The organism is Gilliamella sp. wkB72 (assembly GCF_001693745.1).
GTDB classification, from domain to species: Bacteria; Pseudomonadota; Gammaproteobacteria; order Enterobacterales; family Orbaceae; genus Gilliamella; species Gilliamella apicola_E.
This window is the reverse complement of sequence record NZ_LZEI01000011.1, coordinates 181,747-194,383: the sequence shown is the minus strand read 5'-3', so window position 1 is coordinate 194,383 and position 12,637 is coordinate 181,747. Positions and strand designations below refer to the sequence as shown.

Here is a 12,637-nt window from a genome sequence, read left to right as displayed (position 1 = left end):
TTTAGAAAAAGGGAATAACATGAGTCAATATGCACTAGTTACCGATATTGGTGGAACCAACGCTCGTTTTGCACTTTATGATTTAGCAACTAATGAATTATCCGCAATAACTAAAATCCTCATTTCAAAAGATGATGTACTACTTGAATTAATTAAAAACTATTTGAAATCCCAAGCGGTAACAGTGGATATGGCTTGCATTGCCATAGCTTGCCCAATCAATGAAAGTGATTTGATTGAAATGACTAATAATAATTTGTCGTTTTCTCGTTCAGAACTTATCAAAGAACTTAAACTAACTAAGTTAGAAGTAATTAATGACTTTACTGCAGTTTCAACATCTATTCCTCAATTATCCGCGCAAGATGTGGTTAAAATTGGTGGTGAGGAGCCGAATCTTGATTATCCAATAGCAATCTATGGTGCCGGAACGGGGTTAGGGGTTTCTCATTTAGTTAAAGTTAATGGTCATTGGATTAGCCTATCAGGCGAGGGTGGTCATACAGAATTACCTATGGTTAATGAACAAGAAGATCGAATTTTAGCTCAGTTAAGAAAAAAATTTGGTCGAGTTTCTTCAGAGCGTTTTTTATCGGGTAATGGTATTGTTAATATCTATCAAGCTTTGTTACAGATCAATAATCAACCAGTTGAAGATATCACCCCAGATATTATTGTGAATAAAGCATTATCAAATAGTTGCCCAATTTGCTCAGAAACATTAACTCATTTTTGTACTTTTATGGGGCGATTTGGGGGTAATTTAGCCTTAACACTTAATACTCAAGGCGGTGTGTATATTGCTGGTGGTATTGTGCCTAGATTTATAGAATTTTTTAAATCATCACCATTTAGAGAAGCATTTGAACATAAAGGTCGTATGTCTTATTTAGTTAAAAAAATTCCTGTTTATGTGATTACTCATAAAGATCCGGGATTATTTGGTGCAGGTGTCTATTTGCAAAATAGCCTGAGATAATTGAGAAATAGGATTTTAGTTTATGATGTGGTGTTATATTTATAGAAGCACAAAAAAAGAAAATTGTTATCTCTATATGGAAAAAGAGAACGATTTCTCTCCAATTCCTGAAAAAATTATGTCAATTTTTGGCACGCCAGCTTTTGTCATGAAAGTCTTACTCGATGGTAAACGGCGTTTTGTGGTAGGAACAGCACAGGAAATTGAGGAAAAAATTAAAGCGGATGGATTTTTCTTACAAATGTTAAATGAAGACGATTTTAAAGTATGATTGAACCATTTTGGGAATATAAAACTTTAGATCAAATGAGTGATGACGAGTGGGAACAACTATGCGATGGTTGTGGCCAATGTTGCCTAAATAAATTACAGGACGAGGATACTGACGAAATACTGTATACCAATGTTGCATGTAATTTGCTTGATTCAAATACCTGCCAGTGCAGACATTACCACAACCGTTTTAAATATGAGCCTGATTGCATCAAGCTGACAAGGGAAAATTTACTGACAATTGAGTGGTTACCAGCAACTTGCGCTTATCGTTATTTTTCAGAAACAGGGCAGTTACCGCAATGGCATCCATTAATTGTTGGAAATAAAAAGTTAATGCACAAATTAAAAATATCAGTCAAAAATCGAATTGTGTATGAAAAAGATGTGATTTGTTGGGAAGATCATATTATTTAAAAAGAGAGCCTAGGCTCTCTTTTATTTTTATAGTATAAGCCATAAATTTCCAAGAAAATCGACAGCTAACAAGTTTAAAAACATTAATATAAAAACAAATATCATAAATGAAATATCAATCATACCTAATGGCGGTATAATGCGCCGAATAGGTGCAATAAGTGGTTCTGTTAATTGAGCAAGTAATTCATCAGTATAAGATTGTCCACGACTAACCCAACTTAAAATAGCTCTAAATAATAATAACCAAAAAATGAGGTGTCCAATCGCATGAGCCATTGCAGCCAAGGCGAATAATAGGTAATAAGGGCTAAACAACGGTGCGTTATATCCCTCAAAACGGAAAATAAACATAATTTTTAGTAATGCAACTGCATAAAAAAGAATCCATGTCGCCGTGTCGATACGACCAATAGATGGAATAAGTTTTCGCATTGGACCAATAATCGGTTGGGTAATACGAACAATAAATTGAGTAAAGGGATTATGAAAATTTACTCGCGCATACTGCATCCACAAACGTAGAATAAGTATGTATAAGCAAATAGTGAAAATAGCCCTTCCTAAGAAGATTAACGAAATCATTTAATACTCCTAAAATCTAAAATGATCTGCAATATATCACACATATTGCCGTGCACCAAAGATTGCACTACCAATGCGAACCATTGTACTGCCTGCAACAATAGCTGCTTTCATATCGCCTGACATGCCCATTGATAATGTATCTAAAAAAGGATAATCCGTTTTCAATGATTCTAAAAGCTGAGTCATCTGTTCAAATACCTCAAGTTGTTTAGCGTAATCATTTTCTATCTCGGGGATGGCCATAAGGCCACGTAACCTTAAATTAGGTAATGTAATTATCTGCTTAACTAAATCGGCGACTTCATCTACTGCAATTCCAGATTTACTCTCTTCATTACTAATATTTACCTGAATAAGAACATTTAGCTTATCCATATCTGTAGGTCGCTGATCATTTAAACGCTGAGCAATTTTGAAACGTTCAATGGTGTGCATCCAATCAAAATTTTCAGCTACTAGCTTAGTTTTATTTGATTGCAATGGCCCGATAAAATGCCAAGTAATCGGGGTATTCGGCATATTTTTATTAAAGTAAGCAATCTTTTCAACACCTTCTTGAACATAATTTTCACCAAAGGCTAATTGGCCTGCATCAATTGCTTGAGCGATTAATGTGACCGGCTTGGTTTTACTTACTGCAATAAGTTCAATTGTATTGGGATTTCGATCGCAATCTAAGGCAATTTTATGTATTTCATTTTTAATCTTGATTAAATTGTCATGTACTGTATTCATATTAATTCCCAATAAACTAATGGATAGTGAGTGAAAATGATAAATTCAATGTTGGCTTTTAGTGTAACGCAAAAAGCTTCTGATTTGCATCTTTCTAGTGGTGAAAAACCGTGGATTCGTATTAATGGTGAGCTAAAACCTATTGCACAAGATAAATTATCGCCACAAAAACTTGAAATTGATTTATTTAATCTATTAAATGACGATCAAAAGGGGCTATTACAACAGCATCAACAAATTGATTTTGGTTATCATCTTGAAGATATAGGCCGTTTTAGGGTAAATATTTTTTATCAAAAACGTGGTATTTCAGCCGTATTTCGAATTATTAAGCAACAAATACCAAGCTTAACTGATATTCAGGCACCTGATGTACTAAATGAATTAGCAAAAGCAGAATCTGGAATTATCTTAGTTACTGGCGCAACAGGTAGCGGTAAATCGACAACTTTAGCTGCATTAATTGATCATATAAATCAGACGTTAGCTAAACATATTATCACATTAGAAGACCCTATTGAGTTCATTTATCAAAGTGATAAATCACTTATCCAACAACGCGAAATTAACCATTTTGGTGATGCAATTGATAGTTTATTAAGGCAAGATCCAGATATCATTTTATTGGGTGAATTACGCAATAAACAGACCATTCAAGCTGCATTAACTATTGCTGAAACCGGCCATTTAGTTCTTGCAACATTGCACACTCGTACTGCAATACAGACAATCAACCGTATTATTGATGTCTTTGAAGAGGGGACACGTGCATTAATTCGCACTCAGCTATCAAATAGTTTAAAAGCGATAGTCTGCCAAAAATTAATACCTTATAAACAAAGTCGAAAAGCTATTTTTGAAGTTCTGATCAACACCCCAGCCGTCAGCAATTTGATCAACGAAGGTAAAACAAGGCAGATATTATCATTAATGCAAACAGGTCAACAAGTTGGTATGCAATTAATGATTGATTAAGTTAAATAGTAAAAATTTCGTCTTCTTTTCATTCGTAAATTTTATAAGTTTTATTCAAAAATTTATTTTATAATCTTTATAGTATTTCATTCATAAAGGTATAAACAAATGGAACAGCGTATAGGTCTTATCGGTATTGGTAATATGGGTAATGCTATTTTACAAGGTATTTTAGCAAGTAATATTGTGCCGGGAACGCAAATTTACGTTTATGATCCTCATCCCGAAAAGGGCCAAGCACTTAATCAAGCTCATTCAATAAATAATTTAGGATCGGCAAAAGATGTTGCACGAGAATCAGATATTGTTTTCATAGCAGTTAAACCCAATGTTATTGTGGATGTATTAAATGATATTCAAAAGGAGTTAAAAAAGGATACCATTGTCATCTCGATTGCTGCTGGTGTAACAATTAAAACTATTGCGCAATGTGTAGGCTATGAACAAAAAATTGTTAGAGTTATGCCAAATACTCCAGCTTTAGTTAATGCCGCTATGTGTTCTATCACACCTAATACAGAAATTACTGATCAAGAATTAACAATGGTTGAAACTTTATTAAATTGTATTGGTGAAACAGAAGTTGTACCTGAATACTTAATTGATGCCGTAGTTGGGGCAAGTGGCTCTTCTCCTGCATTTGTATTTATGTTCATTGAAGCATTGGCTGATGGTGCAGTTAAAGGTGGTTTATCTAGAAAACAAGCTTACAAATTTGCGGCACAAACAGTGATGGGTTCAGCTAAATTATTGCTGGAGACAGGAAAACATCCAGGTGAATTAAAAGATATGGTTTGTTCACCAGCGGGTACTACAATTGAAGGCGTGCAAGTACTTGAGGAAAAAGGCTTTCGAGCAGCTATCATTGACGCAGTAGAGGCTTCAATTCAAAAATCCAAAGATTTGTCAAAAAATTAAAGATTGTTAACATGAACAATAACAAATAGTTATTGTTCATTTCATTTTTAATTGTAAATAATAGCAAATCATTGCTTGTATTAGTCATCTATTTATGAGTTAATAGTCACCAGCATATTACATGCAGATATATTTTGTAACATTTAGATTTATGCAGTTTGTAGTTTACTTTAATCACATTTGTATTAGTTCTCTTCAGTCTTCTCTTCTGTTTGTTAATAAGTAGTCTAGGTTTTATGTTCTAATGTTTCGCCTTTGATGGCTGTAATTAATTTATTTATAGGAAGATTTTTATGTCTAAAAAAACTGGTCAAGTTAAATGGTTCAATGAAAGTAAAGGTTTTGGTTTTATTTCACCTGCTGATGGAAGTAAAGATGTGTTTGTTCATTTTTCTGCAATCTCTGGCGATGGATTTAAAACTTTAGGCGAAGGTCAACAAGTTGAGTTCTCTATCCAAGATAGTCCTCGTGGTCCTGCTGCTGCTGATGTTACAATTATCTAATTTGTAATTTTTAAATTATCTTATCGATATTGATTATTGATAAGATTTTTCATATTATCTTATCAGTATTAATTATTGATAAGATTTTTTACATTTAATTAATAGACTTTCCTTACCAATTCTTATATTATCCCTTCAAAGTAATTCAGTAATAAACATACTTTTATGTTCTAAATATTTATAATTTTAAGGAAAAGAAACAATGAAAAAATTAGTATTATCTGTTGCATTATTAGGTTTATCTTCTGTTGCTATGGCTGAGTTATCAGAATCTTGCAAAACTTACTTTGAAAAAGTTGATAGCTTTGTTAAATCTATTCCTGATGATGCTGCTACTAAACAACAAACAGACATGATCAAACAAAACTTAGAAACAGCTAAACAACAAATTTCTGCAATGCCTACTGCAAATCAAGAAGAAGGCTGTAAACAAGCAACTGAAGTATTAAAACAACTAGAAGCTTCAATCCCAGCTAAAAAATAAAGTCATTGTTTAGACGCTATTATTTCTTACGATAGCGAAAATCCCAAGGGGCTATTGGATGTTTATCTTTCCATAGTCCTTTTTTGTTTTGTTTAGCTTTTAATTCGAGCTTTACCATATTCTTATTACTAGCAACGCCTTTGAAGCGGTAAGCCCACGCAAAGCCATTTTCCACCATCTTAGCATTAATGTTGACTTGTTTTAGATAGATGACGCCTAATGTCCGTTGATAAATATCCTTTTTATTTTCTTTAACATAAACAGTTTTACCCGCAATCAACGATGCTAAGTATTTTCTTGATGCATTACCATACGCTTGGTGTCTTTCTGGAGCATCAATATCGAGTAGCCGGACGCGAATTTTTTTATTTGTTAATATATCAACGGTATCACCATCAATTACTTTTACAACTTTACCATTAAAGTCTGCTTGTGCTTGACCGATTACAACAAATAAGAGGATTAGGAGAGATTTTCTTAAAAAATACATTACGGATTGTTTCTTAAAATAGTAGCGCAAAAAAAAGCTACTCCTTGCTAATTATCAGTAATTAATAATAGTGAGCAAGGAGTGTAAGATTATATTGAATTAAAATTCAGACGTGTCTTTAAATAAACCAACTTTAAGATCAGTTGCTTCATAAATTAATTTACCATCAACGTAAACTTCACCATCGCCGATTCCCATGATTAATTTACGATTAATAACACGTTTAAAATTAATTTTATAAGTCACTTTTTTGTTATTAGGTAATATTTGACCTTTTAATTTTAATTCACCAACACCAAGCGCTCGGCCTTTACCTTTACCGCCAATCCAGCCTAAATAAAAACCGACTAATTGCCATAAAGCATCAAGACCAAGACAACCAGGCATTACCGGATCGTTTTTGAAATGACATTTAAAAAACCATAAATCAGGATTAATATCAAACTCAGCTTCAACATAACCTTTACCGAAACTACCACCGTCTTCATTCATTTCAATAACGCGATCCATCATTAGCATCAAATCAGACGGTAATGGCGGTCCATCATGACCAAATAATTCACTATTACCTGATTTAATTAGATCTGCTTTATCATACGAAGATTTACGTTCAAATGTCATAAAAAAACCTTTTATTTTGTTGTCATTACATAATTGCTTATAGAATCATTATTGATTAAAAAACTAATAATTAACCTAAGCTGTAAAGTTTTACATGATTATTTCATTAATCGCATCAATGAAATTTTGGTCTCAAGTTTATTGTGTATTGTTACTTTTTGCAATTTTTTTCCAGCGACTAAGCCAACCATCACGTCTTCTATCTTGAATTAGCATTGATTGCATACGAGCATGAATCAACTTATAAAGACTAATATTATTCTCATCTTTGTAAGGAATACCTGTTAACAAATAGAGCGCATCGGCGACATGTTCGACAGTCCAAATAGAGAATTTATCATTATTAATTGCCTCAATAATGTCATCGCTTAAGCTTAAATGGCGCTGATTACTAGCAGGAATAATAACACCTTGTTGGCCTGTCAAACCTTGGTGCTGACAAACAGCAAAAAATCCTTCTATTTTCTCATTAACGCCACCAATAGATTGAACATGGCCAAATTGGTCAACAGATCCTGTCACAGCTAATTGCTGATCGATAGGTTGATTAGATAGCGCACTAATCAGCGCGCAAAGCCCCGCTAGTGAAGCGCTATCGCCATCAATCTCATTATAGGATTGTTCAAATACTAATGACGTAGAAAATGGAAGTTGATGATTGATTGCAAACTCCGACATAATAAACGCTTGCATAATCATCATCCCTTTAGAATGAATATTGCCAGCAAGATCGGTTTTACGTTCAATATCAATTAATTCACCGTCACCAAAATGGACAAGACAGCTTAACCGTGTTGGCTCACCAATCGCTTTTGGATAACCGGGGTATTCAATAACTGACAACCCATTAATCTGCCCAACCACTTGTGACTGAGTATCAATCAAAATTTGATTGGTAAAAATCTCATCATGGAACCGCTCAGCTAAATAATTTTCTCGCCATGCTTTTTGTTCTAAAGCCTTTGTGACGGCTAAAGCATCAATATTCTCATTTTGTATAAAATAAGATGAATTTAGCAGAATCGATTGCACCCATTCAACGCTAAGTGGTAAATAATATTGATCACCCGTATATCTTGTTGCGTGTTTATAAATTTTAGCAAAAGCAGATTGCTCAATTTTGGGTAGCGCTAAGTGGTGGCTTATAAATTGTAAATAATTCATCCAATCATTAATTCGCTGAGGTTCAGTGATATGCATTTCACTTTCAAATTCAGCGTAAATAGATGATGAATAAAATTCTGGTTCAAATTCCTGCAATTCAGCTAGAGAGAGCCTATCTCCTACTAAAATAATGCGTAAATCCAACGGCATGGCAGGAATAGATAATGGTAATGGATGAGAATCATCAGCTGAAAACCATTCAAAAGTTTGTGACAGAACCATCTGTTTTAACTTAGCCCAAACTACTGGTTGCGCAAGCAGTGAACGCAATCCTAAAATTAAAACACCACCATTAGCATCATGAACTAAACCAGCTTGTAATTTGATTGGACTATTTTCAGGTTGCCTAACACAACCAAATAGTTTTTCCATATCAACGATTGTTGCTGATAGACAATTATCTTGGGATGCAAAATTATCTTGCTTACTTTTCGCTTCAGTTAAGGTAATTTTATTATCACTAAAGTAATAGCTATAACCTAAATGGGTCGTTGTGAGATTACGCTTTACCGACTGCTTTAATAAATCAAAAAAAAGCTCGCTTTCAGATGCTTTTAAAAGCACAAAGCGAGAACGATACTGCGTATTATGATTTTTGCACAATAAGGATACAGCAGCAGCAACGCGAGGTTGCCACGATAACAAATTGGTTAATCCATCACTGCATAAATTTGTTTTAATATCGCTATTATTTACAATGTCATTTACGTTAGGTTGGACTTCTTGAGAGTTGAGTTGTTTGATTGCCAAAGTTAGTATCTTTTTAATTAGCTATATTATTAAAGCAAATTATAACAAGTATCGATAGCAACGCCAACAAATAACCAAAGGCTTTATGCTAAAAAAATTACGGAAAGATTTTAAAAAATCAGTTAAACTGTGACGTAAATTTCAATTAAGTTTTTCTTGGTAATTACTACAATTAAATATGCTCAAACTCAAAAACAATCATATCAAAGACGATAAAACCTCGCAGATAGTTAGTTGGGGGCATTGGTTTACGCTATTTAATATTCTGGTAGTCATTTTACTTGGTAGCCAATATTTGCTCATTGCTGATTGGCCCCGAACATTCATGGGGCGTTTTTATGCAATTATTAGTGCGATTGGGCATTTTAGTTTTCTTACTTTCATTGTTTATTTGATATTGCTTTTTCCGTTAAGTTTTCTTATTCACTCTTCACGATGGCAAAGGATTATTGCAACTATCGTTGCAACCATAGGAATTAGTTTACTGCTTATTGATGTTGAAGTTTTCTCGCATTTTAGAATGCATCTAAATTTATCTATCTGGCAACTATTTACCTCGGATAAAGCATCTTTTCTCAATAGTGCATTTATATTAATACCCTTTATTCTTTTGGTTGAAATATTATTCTCGATTTGGAGTTGGAAAAAACAACGCAGTTTAAGTAAACGCAAACGTTTTGCCAGACCTGTAGTAATAGGTTTTATTCTATGCTTTGTCTCATCACATTTGATTCATATTTGGGCCGATGCTAACTTCTATCGTCCAATTACGATGCAACGATCAAGCTTACCGCTATCGTATCCGTTAACGGCGCGTCATTTTCTTGAGCGCTATGGATTTATTGAAGAGAATGGTTATCGTAATCGCGCAATTCAAGAAGGTAACCCATTTGCGATCGCTATTGAATATCCACTCGATAAAATTTCATTTAATGAAAATCAAGATAAACCGAATATCTTGATTATTGATATTAATGGCTGGAATGATCGACTATTAGCCAATAATATGCCTTGGCTGAAAGAATTTGCTAGCCAAAATATACAATTTACTAATCATTATGGCGCAAGTAGCCAAGCCTACTTAAATAACTTCTCATTATTCTATGGACTTGACCCGAATTATTATAATAGTATCTTGGCAGGGCATAAGCCATCGGTATTATTCGAAACTGTAACGAAACAACATTATAACGTTGGTCTATTCTCTGCTGATGGTTTTTCTGAACCACTTTATCGTTATGCATTATTGTCTAATTTCACCACCCCAGATGGTAAAAAGCAGTCTAACAAGCAAACCACTGATAATTGGATGGCATGGCACGATGAACAAAATCAACTCGAAAACCACGCTCCTCTATTTTCTGTCATCCAATATTCACTGGGTGCCAAAAATAAAAAAATGCCAATAACCGAATTAGAGACAGATGCAAAAAAACTCGACCAATATTTAGAATCTTTAATTGCATATTTAACATTATCTAATGCATACGAAAACACCATAATTATTATTACCGGTTCTAATGACATAAAAATAGATGATGCTAAAAAATCTGCTTTACGTAATGATGAAGTTAGCTTTAATCGAAATACCTTAAAAGTACCATTAATTATTTCATGGCCAGGTAAAGAGGCAAAAGAAGTTAATAATATAACTTCTGAAACGGATATATTAAGAACATTAATGCAAGATGCTCTCAACGTCACTACACCTGCAAAACAGTATAGCCAAGGTCAAAATCTATTTCAAGAGCGTGAATGGATTCTAGCTGGAAGTGAAAATCAGGTTGCAGCGCTTTATGGTAATAAAACCGTGGTAATTGATGCGTATGGACGATCTAAAATCTATGATCTAAACGGTAATCAATTGAAAGATGAAAAGATAAACTTACCTACATTCTTACAAATTGTCACCGAAAATCGTCATTTTATTGTGGTAGATAATTAAACAATTTTTTCCAAAGAGGTGAATATTACTTCACCTCTTTTCCCATTGCTTGTAGATCAGCATGATAAGATGAACGCACAAATGGTCCGCAAGCTGCATGGGTAAATCCCATAGCCAGCGCCATCTGTTTTAATTCATCAAACTCCTCAGGTGAAACATAACGTTCCACTGGCAAATGATACTTACTTGGTTGTAAATACTGACCTAAAGTTAGCATGGTAACACCATGGCTACGCAAATCTTTTAAAACCTGAATAAGTTCTTCATTGGTTTCACCTAATCCGACCATTAATCCTGATTTTGTGGGAATTTCGGGATGTTTTTGTTTAAACGTTTCAAGTAATTGTAACGATCCCTCATAACTTGCTCCTGGGCGTATTTTTTTATACAAACGAGGAATATTTTCCAAATTATGATTAAACACATCCGGAGGGTTTTCACTTAAAACCGCAACGGCTTCATCAACACAACCACGAAAATCAGGAGTTAAAGTTTCAATTTTTATATTCGGGCTTAATGAACGAATCTCTTGAGTACATGAAGCAAAGTGACTTGCGCCGCCATCTTTCAAGTCATCACGATCAACAGAGGTGATCACAACATAACGCAATTTCATCTCTTGAATTGTTTGCGCAAGCTTATTCGGTTCCTCACGGTCTGGTGGCAAAGGGCGACCATGAGCAACATCACAGAAAGGACAACGACGAGTACAAATATCCCCTAAAATCATAAAAGTCGCGGTCCCATGATTAAAGCACTCCGCCAAGTTAGGGCATGAAGCCTCTTCACAAACCGAATGTAATCCATGTTTACGCATCGTATTTTTAATATGCGTAATATTTTCTGTATTTGCCGACAACTTAATTCTCATCCAATCAGGTTTTTTTAAAGGAGCTGTATCCTCTATAGTGATTGAGGGAATTAGACGCGTTTTTTCGGCATCACGATATTTTGAACTGCGGATTTCAGTATTTTGCATAATTCACATCTTAATAGTTTGGTAGCTGATTAATAAAATAATCAGTCAATAAATGGTTAATCTCTTGGCGATCAATTTTTGAAACATATTGTTTCAACTGCGTCATTTCTAATCCAGCATAACCACATGGATTAATATAATTAAAAGGAGTGAGATCCATATCGATATTAAGGGCTAATCCATGTAAGGTACAGCCACGCTTAATATGTAATCCAAGAGAACAGATCTTCTGTTGATTGACATAAACGCCCGGAGCGTCTTGTTTTGAATAGGCGACTATCTCATAGTGTTTTAATGTTTGAATAACACTATTTTCTAAATAATTGACGACATCACGAATACCTATTTTACGCCTTTTTAAATCCAATAAGATATACATAATTTGTTGTCCAGGCGCATGGTATGTAATTTGACCACCACGATCAGTTTGCACAACAGGAATATCCGTTTTAGTAAGCAGGTGCTCAGGTTTTCCAACCTTACCTTGAGTAAAAACCGGAGGATGTTCAACTAGCCAAATCTCGTCTTGAGTTTGCTTATCACGCTGCTGAGTAAAATCATGCATAGCTTGATAAGTATGCCAATAAGGCATAGTTTTTAACTCTTTAATAATGACGTTTTTACTTGGCATATTATCTGTCAATTCAGTCTTAATTTAACAATAAATTAACAACTATATAGCAGATTTTACTATAACTTGACAACCGCTAACTATTCAAGGTATAACTCAAAACGCAGTATTCTTTCCAATCTCATGAGTTAAATTTGACTTATATCAAATAATTATCTTTTTATTTATATTAATAATTGAAATAG

15 protein-coding genes are annotated in these 12,637 nt (G+C 34.0%); 8 read left to right on the top strand and 7 right to left on the bottom strand.

Features of this window, described 5'->3' with window-relative positions; translation table 11 throughout:
- Window positions 1-19: 19 nt before the first annotated feature.
- The 3 genes from A9G07_RS06750 to A9G07_RS06740 are packed head-to-tail and all read left to right on the top strand — an operon-like array spanning window position 20 to window position 1,669.
- Complete coding sequence (locus A9G07_RS06750) at window positions 20-979, top strand: glucokinase (RefSeq protein ID WP_065734559.1); 960 nt, start codon at window positions 20-22, stop codon at window positions 977-979.
- Between the two features lie 22 nt (window positions 980-1,001).
- Window positions 1,002-1,250, top strand: a complete 249-nt coding sequence (locus A9G07_RS06745; RefSeq protein WP_081299438.1) for a YcgL domain-containing protein — start codon at window positions 1,002-1,004, stop codon at window positions 1,248-1,250.
- Window positions 1,247-1,669, top strand: a complete 423-nt coding sequence (locus tag A9G07_RS06740) for a YcgN family cysteine cluster protein (RefSeq protein WP_065561932.1) — start codon at window positions 1,247-1,249, stop codon at window positions 1,667-1,669. The genes A9G07_RS06745 and A9G07_RS06740 overlap by 4 nt, the downstream gene beginning before the upstream one ends.
- Before the next feature lie 27 nt (window positions 1,670-1,696).
- Here A9G07_RS06740 and A9G07_RS06735 read toward each other — a convergent pair whose 3' ends face one another.
- The gene (locus tag A9G07_RS06735) at window positions 1,697-2,254 is read right to left on the bottom strand and encodes a YggT family protein (protein ID WP_065734558.1); all 558 of its coding nucleotides are present in this window, start codon (window positions 2,252-2,254) and stop codon (window positions 1,697-1,699) included.
- Window positions 2,255-2,290: 36 nt separating this feature from the next.
- Window positions 2,291-2,992 (bottom strand): YggS family pyridoxal phosphate-dependent enzyme, encoded by a 702-nt coding sequence (locus A9G07_RS06730; protein WP_065734557.1) that lies wholly within the window; start codon window positions 2,990-2,992, stop codon window positions 2,291-2,293.
- 36 nt (window positions 2,993-3,028) lie between these two features.
- On the opposite strand from A9G07_RS06730, the gene A9G07_RS06725 reads away from it, so the two are divergent.
- The 4 genes from A9G07_RS06725 to A9G07_RS06710 all read left to right on the top strand — a co-directional run bounded on the left by A9G07_RS06725 (window position 3,029) and on the right by A9G07_RS06710 (window position 5,872).
- Window positions 3,029-3,967 (top strand): type IV pilus twitching motility protein PilT, encoded by a 939-nt coding sequence (locus A9G07_RS06725; RefSeq protein WP_256122104.1) that lies wholly within the window; start codon window positions 3,029-3,031, stop codon window positions 3,965-3,967.
- Between the two features lie 108 nt (window positions 3,968-4,075).
- Window positions 4,076-4,885 (top strand): pyrroline-5-carboxylate reductase, encoded by an 810-nt coding sequence (gene proC / locus A9G07_RS06720; protein WP_065734555.1) that lies wholly within the window; start codon window positions 4,076-4,078, stop codon window positions 4,883-4,885.
- Between the two features lie 293 nt (window positions 4,886-5,178).
- The gene (gene cspE / locus A9G07_RS06715; RefSeq protein WP_034909833.1) at window positions 5,179-5,388 is read left to right on the top strand and encodes a transcription antiterminator/RNA stability regulator CspE; all 210 of its coding nucleotides are present in this window, start codon (window positions 5,179-5,181) and stop codon (window positions 5,386-5,388) included.
- A 202-nt stretch (window positions 5,389-5,590) separates the two neighbouring features.
- Complete coding sequence (locus A9G07_RS06710) at window positions 5,591-5,872, top strand: DUF5339 domain-containing protein (protein WP_065561927.1); 282 nt, start codon at window positions 5,591-5,593, stop codon at window positions 5,870-5,872.
- 19 nt (window positions 5,873-5,891) lie between these two features.
- Here the strand turns inward: A9G07_RS06710 and A9G07_RS06705 are convergent, their stop codons facing one another.
- From A9G07_RS06705 to A9G07_RS06695, 3 genes are all read right to left on the bottom strand, one after another.
- Entirely contained in the window at window positions 5,892-6,362 is a 471-nt protein-coding gene (locus A9G07_RS06705) for a thermonuclease family protein (protein WP_065561926.1), read from the bottom strand.
- A gap of 99 nt (window positions 6,363-6,461) precedes the next feature.
- Complete coding sequence (gene fabA, locus A9G07_RS06700; protein WP_065561925.1) at window positions 6,462-6,983, bottom strand: bifunctional 3-hydroxydecanoyl-ACP dehydratase/trans-2-decenoyl-ACP isomerase; 522 nt, start codon at window positions 6,981-6,983, stop codon at window positions 6,462-6,464.
- A gap of 138 nt (window positions 6,984-7,121) precedes the next feature.
- A complete protein-coding gene (locus A9G07_RS06695) occupies window positions 7,122-8,897 on the bottom strand; it encodes an AAA family ATPase (RefSeq protein WP_141677486.1) in 1,776 nt (591 codons plus the stop codon).
- Window positions 8,898-9,075: 178 nt separating this feature from the next.
- Between A9G07_RS06695 and A9G07_RS06690 the strand changes: the two genes are divergently transcribed.
- Complete coding sequence (locus A9G07_RS06690) at window positions 9,076-10,842, top strand: DUF3413 domain-containing protein (RefSeq protein WP_065734554.1); 1,767 nt, start codon at window positions 9,076-9,078, stop codon at window positions 10,840-10,842.
- 25 nt (window positions 10,843-10,867) lie between these two features.
- Here the strand turns inward: A9G07_RS06690 and lipA are convergent, their stop codons facing one another.
- On the bottom strand, window positions 10,868-11,821 hold the full coding sequence (lipA, locus tag A9G07_RS06685; RefSeq protein WP_065734553.1) for a lipoyl synthase: 954 nt from the start codon (window positions 11,819-11,821) through the stop codon (window positions 10,868-10,870).
- Between the two features lie 10 nt (window positions 11,822-11,831).
- Window positions 11,832-12,452, bottom strand: a complete 621-nt coding sequence (gene lipB, locus A9G07_RS06680; RefSeq protein WP_065734552.1) for a lipoyl(octanoyl) transferase LipB — start codon at window positions 12,450-12,452, stop codon at window positions 11,832-11,834.
- Window positions 12,453-12,637 lie beyond the last annotated feature (185 nt).

Coding starts and splice junctions, on each gene's coding strand:
- A9G07_RS06710 (WP_065561927.1), top strand. CDS start 5,591: ATGAAAAAATTAGTATTATCTGTTGCATTATTAGGTTTATCTTCTGTT.
- A9G07_RS06725 (WP_256122104.1), top strand. CDS start 3,029: ATGATAAATTCAATGTTGGCTTTTAGTGTAACGCAAAAAGCTTCTGAT.
- A9G07_RS06740 (WP_065561932.1), top strand. CDS start 1,247: ATGATTGAACCATTTTGGGAATATAAAACTTTAGATCAAATGAGTGAT.
- lipA (WP_065734553.1), bottom strand. CDS start 11,821: ATGCAAAATACTGAAATCCGCAGTTCAAAATATCGTGATGCCGAAAAA.
- lipB (WP_065734552.1), bottom strand. CDS start 12,452: ATGCCAAGTAAAAACGTCATTATTAAAGAGTTAAAAACTATGCCTTAT.
- A9G07_RS06730 (WP_065734557.1), bottom strand. CDS start 2,992: ATGAATACAGTACATGACAATTTAATCAAGATTAAAAATGAAATACAT.
- A9G07_RS06690 (WP_065734554.1), top strand. CDS start 9,076: ATGCTCAAACTCAAAAACAATCATATCAAAGACGATAAAACCTCGCAG.
- proC (WP_065734555.1), top strand. CDS start 4,076: ATGGAACAGCGTATAGGTCTTATCGGTATTGGTAATATGGGTAATGCT.
- cspE (WP_034909833.1), top strand. CDS start 5,179: ATGTCTAAAAAAACTGGTCAAGTTAAATGGTTCAATGAAAGTAAAGGT.
- A9G07_RS06705 (WP_065561926.1), bottom strand. CDS start 6,362: ATGTATTTTTTAAGAAAATCTCTCCTAATCCTCTTATTTGTTGTAATC.
- A9G07_RS06735 (WP_065734558.1), bottom strand. CDS start 2,254: ATGATTTCGTTAATCTTCTTAGGAAGGGCTATTTTCACTATTTGCTTA.
- A9G07_RS06745 (WP_081299438.1), top strand. CDS start 1,002: ATGATGTGGTGTTATATTTATAGAAGCACAAAAAAAGAAAATTGTTAT.
- A9G07_RS06750 (WP_065734559.1), top strand. CDS start 20: ATGAGTCAATATGCACTAGTTACCGATATTGGTGGAACCAACGCTCGT.
- fabA (WP_065561925.1), bottom strand. CDS start 6,983: ATGACATTTGAACGTAAATCTTCGTATGATAAAGCAGATCTAATTAAA.